The organism is Spirochaetota bacterium (assembly GCA_038043445.1).
Taxonomy (GTDB): Bacteria; Spirochaetota; Brachyspiria; order Brachyspirales; family JACRPF01; genus JBBTBY01.
This window is the reverse complement of sequence record JBBTBY010000065.1, coordinates 1-16730: the sequence shown is the minus strand read 5'-3', so window position 1 is coordinate 16730 and position 16730 is coordinate 1. Positions and strand designations below refer to the sequence as shown.

Annotated in this window: 13 protein-coding genes; 5 read left to right on the top strand and 8 right to left on the bottom strand. The window is 55.2% G+C overall.

What is annotated here, in order from left to right:
* Window position 1 precedes the first annotated feature (1 nt).
* Complete coding sequence (locus AABZ39_09820) at window positions 2-2389, top strand: ATP-binding protein (GenBank protein ID MEK6795064.1); 2388 nt, start codon at window positions 2-4, stop codon at window positions 2387-2389.
* Here AABZ39_09820 and AABZ39_09815 read toward each other — a convergent pair.
* The 5 genes from AABZ39_09815 to AABZ39_09795 all read right to left on the bottom strand — a co-directional run bounded on the left by AABZ39_09815 (window position 2382) and on the right by AABZ39_09795 (window position 6749).
* Window positions 2382-3911, bottom strand: coding sequence for a DUF5312 family protein (locus AABZ39_09815; GenBank protein ID MEK6795063.1), 1530 nt, complete (start codon window positions 3909-3911; stop codon window positions 2382-2384). The genes AABZ39_09820 and AABZ39_09815 overlap by 8 nt on opposite strands.
* Before the next feature lie 283 nt (window positions 3912-4194).
* A complete protein-coding gene (locus tag AABZ39_09810) occupies window positions 4195-5034 on the bottom strand; it encodes a M48 family metallopeptidase (GenBank protein ID MEK6795062.1) in 840 nt (279 codons plus the stop codon).
* A 3-nt stretch (window positions 5035-5037) separates the two neighbouring features.
* Window positions 5038-5544, bottom strand: coding sequence for a DUF4870 domain-containing protein (locus AABZ39_09805; GenBank protein ID MEK6795061.1), 507 nt, complete (start codon window positions 5542-5544; stop codon window positions 5038-5040).
* A 15-nt stretch (window positions 5545-5559) separates the two neighbouring features.
* The gene (gene hisG, locus AABZ39_09800) at window positions 5560-6435 is read right to left on the bottom strand and encodes an ATP phosphoribosyltransferase (protein MEK6795060.1); all 876 of its coding nucleotides are present in this window, start codon (window positions 6433-6435) and stop codon (window positions 5560-5562) included.
* On the bottom strand, window positions 6432-6749 hold the full coding sequence (locus AABZ39_09795; GenBank protein MEK6795059.1) for a phosphoribosyl-ATP diphosphatase: 318 nt from the start codon (window positions 6747-6749) through the stop codon (window positions 6432-6434). Before AABZ39_09795 ends, hisG begins: the two co-directional genes overlap by 4 nt.
* A gap of 349 nt (window positions 6750-7098) precedes the next feature.
* On the opposite strand from AABZ39_09795, the gene AABZ39_09790 reads away from it, so the two are divergent.
* Window positions 7099-8157: a hypothetical protein gene (locus AABZ39_09790; GenBank protein MEK6795058.1), complete on the top strand. Its 1059-nt coding sequence runs from the start codon at window positions 7099-7101 to the stop codon at window positions 8155-8157.
* Window positions 8158-8174: 17 nt separating this feature from the next.
* Here the strand turns inward: AABZ39_09790 and AABZ39_09785 are convergent, their stop codons facing one another.
* Window positions 8175-10457: a right-handed parallel beta-helix repeat-containing protein gene (locus AABZ39_09785; protein ID MEK6795057.1), complete on the bottom strand. Its 2283-nt coding sequence runs from the start codon at window positions 10455-10457 to the stop codon at window positions 8175-8177.
* 27 nt (window positions 10458-10484) lie between these two features.
* The gene (locus tag AABZ39_09780; GenBank protein MEK6795056.1) at window positions 10485-12698 is read right to left on the bottom strand and encodes a right-handed parallel beta-helix repeat-containing protein; all 2214 of its coding nucleotides are present in this window, start codon (window positions 12696-12698) and stop codon (window positions 10485-10487) included.
* Window positions 12699-12700: 2 nt separating this feature from the next.
* Between AABZ39_09780 and AABZ39_09775 the strand changes: the two genes are divergently transcribed.
* Window positions 12701-13684, top strand: coding sequence for an AraC family transcriptional regulator (locus AABZ39_09775; protein MEK6795055.1), 984 nt, complete (start codon window positions 12701-12703; stop codon window positions 13682-13684).
* Here AABZ39_09775 and AABZ39_09770 read toward each other — a convergent pair.
* The gene (locus AABZ39_09770; protein MEK6795054.1) at window positions 13668-14321 is read right to left on the bottom strand and encodes a hypothetical protein; all 654 of its coding nucleotides are present in this window, start codon (window positions 14319-14321) and stop codon (window positions 13668-13670) included. The genes AABZ39_09775 and AABZ39_09770 overlap by 17 nt on opposite strands.
* Window positions 14322-14644: 323 nt before the next feature.
* Here AABZ39_09770 and AABZ39_09765 point away from each other — a divergent pair, with 323 nt between their 5' ends.
* Window positions 14645-15430 (top strand): type III pantothenate kinase, encoded by a 786-nt coding sequence (locus AABZ39_09765; GenBank protein ID MEK6795053.1) that lies wholly within the window; start codon window positions 14645-14647, stop codon window positions 15428-15430.
* A 96-nt stretch (window positions 15431-15526) separates the two neighbouring features.
* Window positions 15527-16730: hypothetical protein (locus tag AABZ39_09760; protein ID MEK6795052.1), on the top strand; the 1204-nt coding region annotated here is incomplete at its 3' end.

Genomic DNA, 16730 nt, shown 5'->3' with positions numbered 1-16730 from the left:
CATGGAACAGACATTCTCCGATTTCAAGAACAACCTCCTTGAGGTGCTCAAGAACGCAAGCTATACCAAGGAGATAGACAATGTCGTCGACAGCTTCGTGCACCGCTTCCGGGAGTACTACGATTTCGACTGCTGCGAGGTGTATCTCGTTTCCGGCGAGAAGCTCATACTCCGCGGGCTCGCGGGGCTTGACCGTTACTATGTCTGCAAGATAGAGCATCTCATCGCGGACGATCTCTACAAGCGCGTGCTCGAGAATTCAGAGATCATCGTCGGCACCAATGTGAACAATACGCAGTACTCGGATTTCGGCGGCTTTACGCATATGGCGATAATACCGGTGGGTATTTTCTCCGAGAATTTCGGCGTGTTCACCATACGCACCGATGATGAAGGCATTGCGGAATTCCATAAGAATCGCGAGGACATCATAAGCCTCCTCGGCCATTTTGCGGTGCATGTGAACGATATGTTCCAGACCTTCCATTCGAAGTACCGCAATATACAGATATCGCTCTTGAAGGAGCTCGGCCTTCACCTTCTTACGAATGAGAACATGGACGAGACGATACGGGAATTCGCCCCGGAAATAGCACGTATCTTTCAGGCGGGCGGCAGCGCGCTCTACATCATCGATAAGGAAGGACAGTTCAGCCTGCGGTCTTTTTTCGGGATCTCGGGGGCGCTCCTCCCGCAGAAGGCCGCGATGACTTCGCCGTTCGTAGAGGAGATATCCCGCGCGAGCGGTTTCTTTTCCACGAACGATGTGTTCCGGCATCAGATCGTCATGGATAATACGCTGTCGCGGCATTCGGTGCTGGTGATGCTCCTGCGCGTATCCGGCATGGTGCTCGGGCTTCTGACCGTCGTGGACCGCGTACCATCGGCGATCAATCCCATGGGGGATTTCACCGAGGACGACGCAAATCTCTTCCGCAATGTCGGCTCCCAGCTCGCCGGGCGCATCTATCGTGAGAACATGCATACGCTCCTTGCGAGCTTCGTCGAGCGCAATGAGCGCAATAACCGCAAGCTGTACATACTGTATGAGGTGACGAGCGCGCTGCTCGGTCATTCCAAGCTTGAGGACATCCTTTTCATCCTGCTCATCTCCGCCACCATCGGCAATACGTCGGGGTTCAGCCGTGCGCTCCTGTTCCTCTTCGATGACGCGAAGAATGCGTTCGTGGGAAAAATGGGCGTGGCGCCGCTCGCCGAGGCGGAAGGGTTCAAGGTGTGGAACGCCATTACCGCGAACAAGGGCGATGTGTCGCTCGTGGAAAAGATATTCATGAGCATGTCGGAACGCGAGATGCACGACAATATCGAATTGACGATGAAGATATCGCATATCACCATTCCCCTCAACGGCATTGCACCGCAGTTCAAGAAGATCGTCGATGAGCGCCGCCCGGTGAACATAAAGAACCCATCGCTCGCCGGCGATGCCGATGCGCCGTACCGCGGTATATTCGGTGAGGGACCCTATGCGCTCATCCCGGTCATCATGCAGGATAAGCTTTTCGGCGTCCTTGTCGTCGATAATCCGATGACAAAGCAGCCCATCGGCGATGAGGATGTGAGCTATCTGCAGATGTTCGCCAATCAGACGGGCATTGCCCTTGAGTATGCGTACCTGTACAATCGCCTTGGCGAACGCGAGCGCGAGTTGAAGACCACGCAGGAACGGCTCTCCGAGGCGCAGCGGCTTGCGCTCATCGGCGAGATGTCGGCGAGCATCGCGCACGACCTCAGAAATTCCATCGTGCCCATCGGCGGTTTTGCGTCGCGGTTGAAGCGCATGGAATTACCCAATGAGAAAGCACGCCTCTATACCTCGATCATACACGATGAGGTGACGAAACTTGAGCTGTATCTCCGGAAGAACCTTGCTTTTGCGCGGAAGGTGACGCTCAAGACCGAGGAGACGGCCGCGTCCGCTATTGTTGACGGTATCACCACGCTCACGCGGGAGCATATCAAACAGAGCGGCAAGAAGATACAGTTCACGCCGTCGCTGGACGGGCGCATCGGCAGGGTGGTCTGCGATTATTCGCAGATGAACGATGCGCTCATGAACCTCATCATCAATGCCATCGATGCCGTCCCCAACGAGAACGCACGGATACGCTTCAGCATAGGGCCGGGGGCGAAGGCGGATTGTGTCGTGTTCGAGGTCTCCAATACGCATTCGTTCATCGAGCCGGAGATGCAGGGGCGTATCTTCGATCCGTTCTATACATCGAAGAGCGGCGGGGTAGGGCTGGGGCTTGCGATAACCAAACGCATCATCGAGGCGCACGGTGGCGAGCTCACGGTCGCGAGTTTCCGGGGCGAGGAGTTCCCGACCACCGTGTTCACGATATCACTGCCGACGCGGGCTATTTGATGAAATGATTCATGAGCGAGAGGAACACCGAGGTGTCGGCTATCGTTTTATCGAGGCGGTCTATCGCTTTCGATCCGGCACCGACGAATTTCGCCGGATTGAATATCTCTTTCTTCGTGCTGGCCTTGATGTCGCGGAGCACGGAGGTCATCACCTCGGATATCGACATGACGTGCCGCACCGATTTCTTGACGACATCGTTCACATGCGCATCGACCTTGCCGACGAGCGCATTGATCACTTCCTGGTTCGTCTTCGATTTCTTCATGCCGAGGAGGAGCGTCTTCAAGCGCTTGCCTTCTTCGCCGTTGTCCGACAAAGTGCTGTCGACGGCGAGTATCGCCTCGCGCGTGCCGTTCAGCGCATAGAACGCGTCGGAAAGGAGCGTCTGCCGCTCTTTCCGTACGAATTCGGCCTCAAGGAGCACCTGATTGACGGCGTCCTTGATGTATTGTTCATAACGCTCGATGATGAACGTCTTGAGATACACGAGCGGCTCGACGAACCGGAATGTCAGACACTGATACGATGAGAGGAGGCTGTTCTTTTCCTCGTTGTAATTGGTGAGTTTCGCGAGCTCGATGCCGGCGAACGCCTTCGAGAGCACTTTGTTGATGCGGTCCGATTTCAGGGCGGTGATTATCTTGTCGGCGGTGGCCTTGATGTCCTTCGCCAGATCGTTGATGTACGTGGAGACGATGTTCTCGGTCGAGGTCGCCGCGGTCGGGGTATAGGCGAGATCGCCGGAGAGATAGGCTATCATATCGGTCAATGCCTTGGTGTCACGGAGACTGTCTATCGAAGAGGAGAGATGCTTCGCGTTCTTTTCACCCATCGGCGGGAGCCCGCGATAGGACTCGAATTCATGGATGTATCGCGGCAGTTCCTTGGCCGACGGCATGGAATTGACCGCGCAGTCGAGCTTGACGATATCATCGATGAGGTAGCGGTTGTCCTTGCTGGTGAACACCGGCTTATAGTTATAATCGCCTTCCGGGAGCGTGGTGTCGAAGGTCTTTAAGAACATGTACATGTCGAATTTGCTGAGCTCGGCGAGGAGCTTCAGCGTATTGAACGTGCCGTTGATGGCTTCCGTTTTCTCGCGGTCGATCATCGTCTGCAACGTCTTGAAGCGCTGTTTGACGCCGTCGAACACGGCGTTCACATCGCCGCCCTTGACGATGGCGTTCATGATGTTCTCGTAGGAGAACGATGCGAGGAGTTCCTGCTGCTCCTGTGTAAGCATCGCTTCTATTATCTGCTTGGCGTATACCGTGCCGCCCTTTTCAAGGAAGTCGTTGCGCAATGCCTTCATGAACTGGTCCGAGTACCGGTAGATATGATAGATGTATATCGCGAATTTCTCCGAGATGGCGTTCATCTTGAAATCGATGAAGCCGTGGCCGCTCTTCCGTATGCGGTCACGCATGGCCTTGAGCTTCATCCGCTCCTCGAGTTCCTTGTCGCGCGCATTGAGCACGTGGAAGCGGAACGTATCGATAATATCGCTGATAAAACCCATTGAGTATCCCGGATGTCTCGCTCAGAAAATAATGGCGATTGTACCATGCCTTGCGGCTTATATCAATATCAGAACGGCTCCCAAATCCTCACATAAGGATAAAGAGAAACCACGGAGATCACGGAGAAAAGGCCGAGAAAGAACGGAAGGGCAGCTGAACATTTTCACCCGAAAGATGATACCTGCTGCGCATTGTCCTCCATACGCTTCATTGCATTCTCATACATTCTCTGTGCCCTCCGTGGTTTTATTTTCTTACGTGATGATTCGGGCGGCTGGCAACTCAGCGTGATGATCGCTCGTCGAATGCCGATGGAACGCTTTTTCTCACGGCCTCCCAGTCGATGGGAAGCGCTCGTTCGCTCCCGCGGAACTGTTTCGCCCAGCGCTCCGCATTCGCGATGCGACGCTCCGTTGCAGGATGCGTCGCGAGCGGTTCGAGTATCTTCTCCGCGGTGCGGCTGTACCTGCTTTTCAGCTTCCGGAAGAACGCGGCGCTGTGCTTCGGGTGTATCCCCGCCTTGATGAGAAGCGCGCATGAGTATTCGTCGGCGGCGTTCTCCTGCTGCTTCGAGTAATGGGAGTTGACCGCCTGCCGGACGATATCGTGTATTATCGTGGTGTTGCCGCCCGAAACGACGGCCATGAGCACGGCGAGCCCGGTCTGCCGAATGATGAGCGCGAGCGGATCGCGATGTGCAACGTGGCCGAGCTCATGCGCGAGCACCGCAGCCGTCTCTTCGGCATTCGCCGCATCGCGGATGAGGGCGCTGGTAACGACTATCATGCCGCCGGGGAACGTGTACGCGTTCACGATGGGTGAATCAATGACGATGATCTCGGGGCGCGCGGGGAGATTCGTGTCGTATGCGGTCAGGCGCTCCATGATGACGGACATGGCGCGGGTGACCGGCGCTTTGCGAATGATCGTCGATTCCCGTGCCACCTGGTCCTTGAGGAGGGCCTTGAGCTTCTTTTCCCAGTCAAGCGACATATCGTTCGCGACCTCGGGCGTACCCTTCGGTATCAACAGGTGATAGAGGCCGATGGTGACACCGGTGCTGAGAAGGATGACGCCGAGAATTATCGCAAGATCGCGGATGACGACACGGCTCCTGAACATGATCTACAATCCTTCCGGGGGCGAATTCTTCGGGAGCGTACGCGCGCGCGCGGGCCTCACGAAATTCGACCGGTACGACATGCGTCCGATGAGGGGAAAGTAGATGAAACGGCCGTGTTTCGCATACAGCGCGGCGATGATCGAAAGGATCACATAGACGATATTGAGCACGGCAGTGCATATCGCCCCGACGGCGAGGACGGTGCCGAGCATTTTCGGGAATGATAAAGCGATGAAGAACCAGATGACGAGGGCCGCATTGATGACCGATATCGGAATGTGGAAGAGGAGCGCCTGCTGTGCATGGAAGCGGACGAATGGCGACTGTGCGCGGTTGATGAAGTAGTATATTATCGATGCGATAAGGCCGAAGAAGGGGAGCGGGAGCCCGATGGCCCACGAGGCGAACATCATGAAGTACGCGCCCATCGCCGCATTCTTCTGATCGGCGCCGATGTTCCTCGGCTGCGGGATGTCGACCACGCTTTCGGTCATCTTTTTCGGCGGCATACGCGTACCCCTTTTCTACTTCTTGCCCAGGCGGCAGTTCTTTATCTCGGTCTCAATGAGCGCGAGCGCCCCTATCGCTTCCAGTCTGTCCATCGATTCGGCGAGTTTGCTTTTCTGTACCATCACCTTCACCGCAAGCCAGCCCTTCTCGTCAAGCTCGGATATCGTGGGCGATTCGTATCCCGGTGTTATGGCTTCCGCATCCCTGAGCTTCTCAGCCCGGATATTGTATTCGAGCATGCTGTACGTGTCGGCGATGAGTATGCCTTCGATGCGCCGCTTGATACGCGCGATGCGTTCATCCGCTGCGATCTTTTTATTGGCGATGAGCACCGTTTGATATTTTCCGATCTCCCGGAATATCCTCAGATTGTTTTCTTTGAGGCTGTCTCCTGTTTCCACGATATCGACAATGGCGTCGGCGATCTTAAGCGCTATGGTTATCTCTATCGCTCCGCTCATCTCGATGCAGTTGACATCCACCTTCTCGCGGGCGAAGAAGTTTTTCGTTATGACCGGGAACGATGTCGTAATGGTCTTCCCGCGAAGGAGCGATGCCTCCTCTCCCGGGAAATTCTGGCTGACGGCGACGCACAGGCGGCATTTACCGTAATCGAGCGGCAGAAGCTCGGCGACATCCGCCTCTTTCTCGATGACGAGGTCCTGGCCGGTAATGCCCGCATCGATGGCGCCGTTCGCTACGAGGAGCGGTATGTCCTCGGCGCGTAGAAATACGAAGGTGATGTCCGCCGATGCAGAGGTCGCATAGAGCATGCGCTCCTTCTGGCGGAATGAGAACCCCGCGCGCTTGATGAGCGCCATCGTCGGTTCGGAGAGCCGCCCCTTGTTCGGTATGGCGAATTTTATCGTATCGTTCGATCCCAGTGTCATTGTTCTCCCCGCGATGCTTTTTCAAGAAGCCCGCTCGTCCCGGCGCGCCGCTCAAGCTCCGACGCTATATCGGCAATGGTGATATCCTTGTAACCGGCGAGGACAAGCGTGTGATAAAATAGATCGCATATCTCGGCGGTGAGATGCGCCTTGTCGTTCTCCTTCGCCGCCATGCATGTTTCATACGCCTCTTCGATTATTTTCTTGTTCATCTTGTCGACACCCGTATGCATGAGCTTTGCCGTATAGGATGTCGACGGATCGGCGGTCTTTCGCTCCGCTATCACCGATGCTAATCGTTCGAATGCGTTCATGGTGCCTGCCGACCGTTTATGTGACCGGGATTATATCATGTCGAGGCTGTGTCCGCAAATGTGCTCGATGACACAAATCCTCGCATAAGGATAAAGAGAAACCACGGAGATCACGGAGAAAAGGCCGAAAAAGAGCAGATGGAAAATTAAGCGTTTTCACCCGAAAGATGATACATGCTGCGCATTATCCTCCATGCTCTTCATTGCATTCACTTATATTCTCTGTGCCCTCCGTGGTTTTATTTTCTTACGTGATGAATCGGGGCTCCAGTTTCCTGCACGGGCTCGATTTGACATATAGCGGCAAGTGATTATACTGAGTATGATGATGCTTTCTACTGGACGAAAAATGCGAAGAACGATCTTCTCGGTTTTCACCGCGCTCGCTATGCTTCTCACACTATCCTGTCTGCATGATATCAGCGACCGGACGAATGCACTCGATCCGAACAGCTTGGCGAATGCCGGCAAGTGCAGGATCATAACAGTACACTACGCGGCCAACGGTTCGCTTTTCAAATCATTGGACGGAGGCGCGACGTGGTCGCCGCGGGCGGCCGACTATGCGCGTTCGGATTGCAGCGCGTCGTGCATCGCAGCGTCTTCCGACGGCAAAAAACTCGTGGCGGCGTGGCAGGTCGGAAAGCTCTATACATCGACGGACAGCGGGGCGACCTGGGTGCTCAGGGATTTTACCGGGACTACGAATTATTGGAATCACATCATCTGTTCAGCGGACGGAACGAAGCTGTTGGCTGCTGATTATCAGACGGGATTGCCCGGGTCCGGCTATCTCTACCGTTCGATGGACAGCGGTGTGACATGGGTGCAGGAGACCGCTCTTGGCCAGCATTATTGGGGACAAGTCGCTTCATCTGCTGACGGGAATAAACTCGCCGGTGTCGATCCTGGGTTGAGTTATGCCTACATCTGGGTCAATAACGGCGGCGGATGGACGAATTCCGGTGATCTTGACGGCGGAACGCCGCAGCAATTCAATAGTGTGGTGTATTCATCTGACGGGAAGAGATTAATCGTCGGCGGGCAGATGGATTATATCTATATTTCGACCGACGGTGGAGGCACATGGACAAAGAGCATGGGTGCCGGTGCAGGAGCGTTCACGTTCGCCTGTTCTTCGAACGGCATGCGTATCATCGCCGCTGACAATCAGAACTATACGGCAGGATATATCTATACATCCTACGACGGCGGCGCGACGTGGACGCAGCGTCCGAGCGCGGGACTTCGCTGCTGGCGCGGTATCGCGTGTACGCTCGATGGGATGAACATTGTTGCCGGTGTGAACGGCGGATTCCTGTATACTTCCGCCGACGGCGGTATAACATGGATAGAACGGCAGGGAGCCGGCACCGTCACCTGTCTTGCAGCCGTTATCTATCGATAAGACTTCGCAGTCCGGACCTATTCGATCGCTATGACCGGATTCCAGTACGTCGAATCCGAAGAGCTGTTCTTGTTCATGTTGACGATGAACCGTATCCGGTCCCCTTTCTGTACCGTTACCTTCACGTCATGTGCTGCCGTTGCGCTGCCCGGTGTTACGTCCACCGGTCCGAAAACGATCGCGTCGTTATGCCGGATCGAGGCGATGATGCCGTCGCCTTTATTCGCCGGCGCCGTTGATCCAAGACGCGCCGTACCGCTCACCGTTACCGTGCCGTTCAGCGGTGATACCCAGGTGCGCACCGAGTCGCCGCCGTCATCGGGGTGCTGTGAATCGGAGCCGACTATCGTCCACTGTTTTGTACCGCGCCACTGCCTTTTTATATCATCCCATGAAAGATCGGCGAATCCCGTGCCGTCGTATGACTCGAAGCGCCAGAGATATTTCCCCTGTGTATCGGCGAAGCCGGACGCTGCGGCATAGCGTTTGCGCGGTATCGAGGTGAGGTCGTTATGTTCCGCCGTAACGGCGGCGGAGCGTGTCAGATCGATGACGGTTTCTGCCTGTACCCGCAGACTATTATCGATGAGCGAGAGGTTCGATACGTTCACGCAGCGTATCGCGTACGGCATCGTGTCGCCGCGCGGTGCGTAGTTCGATGCATCGGCGCTGATGCTGTTGCCGCGTATCGTGACATCGGCACAGGAGAAGAGCTGTATTGCGAGAGCGCCGGTGTTATGGAGCCTGTTGCTCTCGATGAGGATGCGTTCCGCCCCGCGCCACGCGGCCTCATGCGTGAGCGAATCCACCGCGACAACAATGGCCCCGTCGCCGCCGAGCTCGAAATTCGAATCGCGGACCGTGTTCCTGCGGATGGCAAGGTCGCGCGGTGCGAACCCTTCCGGCCACCCCGGCTCGTTCTTCGCACATATCGCGGAACCGCTGTTCCCCTCGTACAGATTGTTCTCAATGACGCCATGATGCGTTTTGATATACGACCCATAGCGGCGGAAATTCCTGAACACATTGTTGCGTATGACGAAATGCGATGAAATGCGGCTGTCGTTGAAGAAATGATCGCATTCTTTCTGCACGCCATTGGAAGCGATGCCGATCACGCGGTCGAGCGTAATGGTCTTTTTTCCGGATGCTGTGTCGACGGCAAGCACCGCCGCTTCGCCGATCAGACGGCCCTCTCGCGGGTCGAAGGCACGGAGAATATTGCCGGGGAAGACAAGCGGCCAGCCGCGGACGACGAATTCCGTCTCGCTTTTCTTTTCCTGCACATAGAGAGGTATCGTGTAGAAATTGATCGCATCATCGGCCATTCCTTCGAGCACACATCCTTCCACCCAGGGGCCGATGGTGAATTGCTGGCAGTGTATGCCGTCGGCCCCCGATACGTTCCATCGCCCTTCCTTCAGCAGTACCTTGCACTCGAGTATGGCGATGTTCCCGCAGGAAGAGCCGATATAATCGCAGCCGGGAGCGGCATGATTGACGATGTTGAAGAAAGTGGTGTTAAGCGTCGTGTTCCAGAAACTTGCCAGCGCCTCGGAGCGGATGATCTGCACATAGCGATCACCGGGTTCGAAATATCGTGATTGGCTCTTGCTGTTGAGCATGAGGCGGTACTTTCCGGCCGCTATTTTTTCGTAGCCGTCGATGCGAAAGAAATTCGGCGCCCCCGGTTTCATCCTGCCGGCTATCTCGCGGTGCTTGAGCATGCCGAAGCCGCGTTTCGCCGCAAGATATGGTTCATCAAGCTCGGGGAATCCCTTCGACAGCGAAAGCACGAAGGATCCTGCGGCCGTATCCGCCGATTCGACGATGCCCTGCGAGAACGGCAATGGATCATAATCGACGATGAAGTCACGTATGATGACATTCGAGCAGCCATCAAGCCGGACAAAACCGATATCCGGATTTTTGATCACGACCGTACTGCCGTTCCCGTTGATGGAAAGCGACCGGACATCCGATAACTGCAGCATAGCGCCTTTGTTGGTAGTGCTGTTCTCAAGGATATACGCACCCTTCGGGAATATGACGACAGACGGTGCACCCGATGCTTTTGCTGCGGCAATGGCAGCGCGGATCGCGGGGAGATCGTCTTTTCCGTCGTCAGGTTTCGCACCGTGATCGATGACGGAGAACGACTTTTCGGCGGTGATATTCGTCACGGGATACGGCCGCTCGAACGGCAGCGGGGCATTGCTCACTGCTTTGCCAATATCGGGCATCCCGATCAGCGACAGTGACGCCGCAATGAATAGGACCGTGCTGCGCAGTATTTTCATGACCGTATCCTTCTTCGGGCTGACATATTATTTCCCTATCTCGATGACAGGGTCCCAGCCGGTGCTGTCGCCCGAGTTCACCTTCGCAGGCCCGCAATTGACGATGAAGTATATCATATCGCCTTCTTTAACCGATGTGCTTACGGCATGCGATACACCTGCTTTGCCCACGGTCGGTGATGTCCATATCGTTTCATCGTTCTTCCTTATGCTGCAGGTCACGCCGTCGCTCCCGCCGCTCGCTGGCTTGCCGGTAATGCGTACCGTGCCGGTGATGGTCGATGTCCAGCGGCGCACCGCGTCGCAGTTGTTGCCCGGATGCATGCCGGTATTTCCCACGAGACAGAACTGTTCAGGGCCCTCCCATGACTTACGCGCAGGATTATATTTCATTGCAGTGAACACGCTGCCGGTAAGCGAGAGATAATGCCAGCCGTTCGCGCCCTGCTCGATGCCGAATTCCTTCGATGCGAGTATGCGCCTTACGCTTTTCACCGGGGCCCCGGTTACGCCGGCGATATCGTCGCTCGCTCCTATGAACGTGCCGCCGAACGGGCCCATGCGTTCCACCTTATTGTTAGAAAATCGTACATCGCGGACACGGTCGAGCCAGACGACGGCCTTCGTATCGACGCCGCGGCTTTCCCCCGTTCGCGATTCTACGCCATGGGTGTCTTTGAACGTATTGTTCCTGACCGTGACGTTGCTCGCAGCGGTGATAAGGAGATTCACCCCGCAGCAGCGCTCGACGATATTATCCGCTATCTCGATGTTCCGCTGTGCCGCGGGCGCAGCATATCCCGATGCGCCGTTCGCGATGACGCTTATCATGCCCGCCTGCGAACTCCCCGTTGAAGAACGTTCGTAGCCTGAGTTGCGGATGACATTGCTCCGTATCGTAAGGTTCCAGGAATTGCCCGCTTCCAGCCAGAAGATGAGCTCCGGAGCGACGACGATGCCGGCGATGGAGCTTCCATCGATGATATTGTTCTCAATGATGCCGTCCGATGCTTTAATGAGCAGCCCGCGCGCCCGGTGATTGCGTATCGTATTCCCGCGTACGATGAACCCGTCGCCGTTCTTCGCCGGGCAGTCGATGCCGTCTCCGGGGGCGGCATTCACTGCCGTATCGAGATCGATCTCATAGTATGTCTTCATCGAGTCGCGTATCCCTTTGTTCTCTATCGACAAGGAGCCTTTGACAGCCTCGTAACCCGGCCTATCCGCTGCTGCAGATGGTGTAATGCCTGCGACCGTTGCCTGCGCAAATACACTGCCGTCAGCAGTGCGCGTGAAACGCACGATACTGTTCGTTGTGAACGGGAGTACATCGTTCTTCGGCATGACCGTGATGCGCGTGCCGCTGTCCCTGAGCACGAGCGCGTAGTGGCCGTGTATCGCAATGCCGTCATCACTGTGACCCTCGATGAGGCAGTTCTCTATGTGCGGGCCGGGCATCGATGATATGACGTGTATGCCGTCGGCGGTATTCGCTTTGAGACGCGCTTCGGTCGCGCCGGGGGGCACGGGTCCGGGCGTGATGCGCATGCCGAGATAACGATTTCCCCCGCCGTTCACATCGAGCACGGCGAATGTCGGCCCGGTGTGAAGCGTTACGCCGTCGAACGTGCAGAAGAACGAGCGGCTGAGAAATGTCACATGCGGTGAACGTATCTTTCTTTTTATGACCACAAGATCACCTGTTTCTATCCCGAGCCGGGCGTTCACCCCGTCGGTGGTCCCGCGCACTGTGCGGCCGATTACCGTAAGCTTCGCGCTCGTTCCCGAGGTATACATGTTCTTCTTCCAATGACGCGTTATCCTGTCGTAGATGTAAAGCCCCTGATCCCCTTCGGGCGGGAGCGGATATCCGTCATGCAATGCGATCTCGATATCCCTGTCATTGGTGCCAATGGATAGAACCGTCCCCTGCGTGAACGGGAGCGGATCGTAATCGACGGTGATGCCGCGGATGAGCACATTCGAGCAATTATCAAGACGAATGGATGGGCATGTTTCGGTGCAGAGCATCGTTACGTCCGGTGCGTTCACGGTGAAGTCGCTCATGTTCGTGAGATACAGATGGATAGAGCTGTGCGAGGAGGGCGGGGAAATGCGGTATACGCCGGGGGGTATCGTCACTTCTTTCTTACCGGCGTTATATGCTTCGTAGACGGCTGTTTCGATATCGAACGCAGAAAGCGATGCCGCCGCCGTTATCATGAGGATAAAGGATCTCATTCATGCGCTCCTTATCGAACAGGAACAGTATATGCAGATGCATGACCGAGGTCAATGGAAGGAATAAATTCAGATATGTACGAAATAAAGAACTTGCGATGCGGCAGGTTATCGGTATACTGTCTTATATGCCGCAAAAGCTACAAAATGAGACCAAACTCCTTGTCCGCGGCGGGGAATCACATCAGGAGTTTGATGCCGTCATCGGACGTCTATCCATCGATATCAAGCGTGCGGGTTTCGCTCACTACAGCGGTGATGAAGAGGTGCTCAGGCAGGGGCCGTACAATGAGCTGCAGATAATACTGGCGGGGGAGGGGGGGCTTGTCCGGGGAGGGAGATCCTTCTCGCTCAAAGCACCGAGCATCTGCATCATACCGCTGAGCGAGACGGCGCGGATACGGAATGCCCCCGGTTTAAAGAAGGTGTTCTTCCAGTGTAACATCACCTATGGCGGCGCCGATATCCTGCTCAACGATGCCCCGCGGATACTGCCGTTCACCGGTGATGCCGCAGCGTGGTGGGAGCGCGCGGTCGGTTCGATACCATCCGGTGATGTGTTCGCGATGAAGGCGATGCTCTATGATGCGCTCTCGATGATACGCCCGGTCATAGAGGAGATAGCGTTCAAGAAACGTGATGCCTATGACCGCTTCGCGCCGTTCTTCGAGTATGTGCGGCGCACATCGTTGCGAGCGATATCGATGGGGGACATCGCGATGAAGTTCGGCGTGCATAAGAATTATTTTTCCCAGGAATTCAAGCGCCATTTCGGCATGCCGGCGAAAGCGTATGCCCTGTCGGAAAAGCTCCGTTCAGCCAAGGCGCTCCTTATCGAGACCGGGGACGATATCCCGTCCATCGCTGAACAACTCGGTTTCTTCGATCGATTTCATTTTTCCAAGGCGTTCAAGAAGAGTACCGGCGTCTCTCCGGCCGAATTCCGCGAACGCTCTTCTGAGGATGCGTCTACAGATCGTCCTTGACCACCTTTTTCGGGAGGCTCGAGGGGCCGACGACGACACTCGATATATTGAGGGCTTTCCATATTCCCTTGTCGTTCTTCTTGAGCGTCATCGGCCGCGGGAGATTTCCCGATGTTGTGAACGCATAGAGCCGCACCTCATCATCGCGGTCGCGGGTGAGCTGATTGAATCGGATGACGAACGGCCCCTTTGCCGGGAGCGAGTAACCCGCATCGGCGCTTGTGCCGTCGAGATAGACGGCGCCGAGCCACGGATATTTATCGATCTGGCGGATAAGGTACTGTGCGTTGGCGTCCGGCGAATAACCTTTATACACCGGTTTCGCGCCGCCCTTGGTGAGGAGCGACTGATCGAGCATGAGCGTCATGCACTGGAGGCCGAGCTCCTTATTCCTGCCGTAGATGATCATCGCCGTTATGAATGCGGCATATCCTCCGCGCGGGTCCTTTGCGATGCTCTCGCGAAGTGCGGTGAAATCTTCCGCCGAAGAGGGTATCGACGGGATGGATATCTCCGCATTGTCGAGGAGGTAGCGCCCGCCGACATCGCTTTTCATGGCGGCATCGAACGGCAGCTTTTCCGCTGCGGTGAGTACGCCGAGTGTGAACGTAAGGACAAGTGTTGCTGTAAGTCGCATGGTTCCTCCGTGTGTCCGTTGATCGCTGACGACTGAATCATAGTCAATGGCCGGGGATTGTCAAGGGCTCGCGCGTCTGGTGAGTGAATTTTATTTGTATGTGAAATGCTCCGATCGATTGACGCCAAATCAAGAGGGATAGACACGAATTGCACGAATAACCACGAATAATTCGTGGAAATTAGTGTAATTCGTGTCTGGCTGCTGATCCCGGCCTCATGCAATTATTTCGCTGCGTTACCACAATGGAAAGGCACACACTGCGTCTGTGTGCGCTGGCGTTATTTCCAGTATTTGATATAGTTATTGCGCAAGGAGCGTTCATGATCCTGACAATAGACGTCGGCAACAGCAATATAGAATCCGGCATATTCTCCGCCGATACGGGTGACTATAATCTCGTCGCATCGTTCCGCATCGGGACGAACAGGTCGATAACGACCGATGAGCTCGGTATTTTGTTCAAGGAGATGCTCATCCATAACAACGTAAGCCCTGCTTCGATAAAGACAGGCATTTACTCGAGCGTTGTGCCGCCCATCAATCACTCGATCAACAAGATGATATTCAAGTACTTCGGCTGTAATCCCATGCTTATTACGCCGAAGGATTTTGAGAAGGAGATGCCGGTACGCTACGAGGATGCGGGTCAGATAGGCACCGATCGCCTGGTCAATGCGTATGCCGTCATAAAACTCTATTCGGCGCCTGCTGTTATCATCGATTTCGGCACGGCAACGACGTTCTGCGCCCTCTCGAGGAAGAATGAATATCTCGGCGGTCTTATCATCCCCGGCATCAGCATATCGCTTGAGGCGCTGGTCAACAGGACGAGCAAGCTCCCGAAGGTCGAGCTCGGAGCCCCGGCGAAGGCCATAGAGACGGAAACCGTCCGCGGTATGCAGGCGGGGATATACTATCAGACCGTGGATGCTGTCGACGGCATAGTGCGGCGGATGAAGGAAGAGATGGGCGAGCCAAATGCCCAAGTCATAGCTACCGGCGGGCTATCCAATTTCGTAGCCAGGGGCACAAAGGAAATATCGATAGTCGACGATTTCCTGTCACTCAAAGGCCTGAAAGCCCTTTATGAGCAGCGGACGGCATGATCGTACTATTGCCGTCCCTTGACAAGATTAATGAAGATTTACTATACTACCTAAGTGCTGCCCGGATTGGGCGCATGGTCTAAGGTAGGTATTCGTATGCGTTCGTATGTCAGAACTGTTGTTCTTTCAGCGCTGTTCGTCATGTCTGCGCAGACCCTCGTACATGCGATCGATGTCGAGTGGAGCCAGCGTGCATGGACGTACAGCGGGTATTCCAATTTCGTCATTGCCGATCTTACCGACGGAACGAATTTCAACTACAATGATGGTGACTTCTTTTTTCCAGGCATGGATTATCGAGGGATAGCACCGATCTTCCTCGCACCATATACGAGCGCGAGATTACTCCCCTATATCAACGAATACGTCGATTTCCTGTACAGTTATATGTCGCCGCCATATACAGCAAGCGGTGTTCAGGTGCATTACATCGACTCAACGACGTGGGTTCCGGGGAAGGCTCCCGAAAATCCACTCGTAGTATTCGGAATTTATCCGGTACAAAGCTATCCGGTAATGCGGTTCGGCTCCTACAAGGTGGGCTTTACCGCGAATAATGGCGGTGTTCTCGCGAGCAATTTTTCATACATGAGATATTTGAGCAATACGTATCATCCTCGTGTCACGAGCATAACGAATATGTTCCTGTTTTTCTATTCCAAAAACGACTCGCCATCCGCTTCGGACGGGAAACGGTTCCGCTTTTCCATCATGCTGAAACAGGCGTCCGGCGGGGCATGGGAGAAAAGGTGGGATGTGAGCAATTTTTCCTTCCCGACGAGGAACTGGACGTTCAACAGCACCGTTGTCAATATCCCTGACGGTGTGTTGGGGACGCAGCTGGTCCATGCTACCTACAACCCCACCGGGATAATCGAGACGAACACGGTGATGATACCGCACTTCAATGTGACCGATTATCTTGAGCACAGCACCGCGAGCGCCTTCAATCTTGTTTCGAATTCGATATGGCTTGACAGCGTGGTGTTCGCGAACGAGTTTATCCCGTGGGCGGACCTCGTATCGTCCCCGATAGCGATACCGCAGTATACGCTGAACGCCGGTACGATGTATAAATGCACCAACCTTAAAAGTATATACATCGGCGGCATTAACAGTTATACCAATCATGACTACGGCGTATCGAACGCCCTCATGCAGAGTACCGGAGACCTCAACCACTATCGAGGCTCGGGCGTAAGGGTCGATATTTATCTGCGCTCAGCGGACTCCGTCGACGCGTTGAAAACCGCGCGATGGACGGGCATCGATACCTGGCAGGATATCGGGGGCATACCGT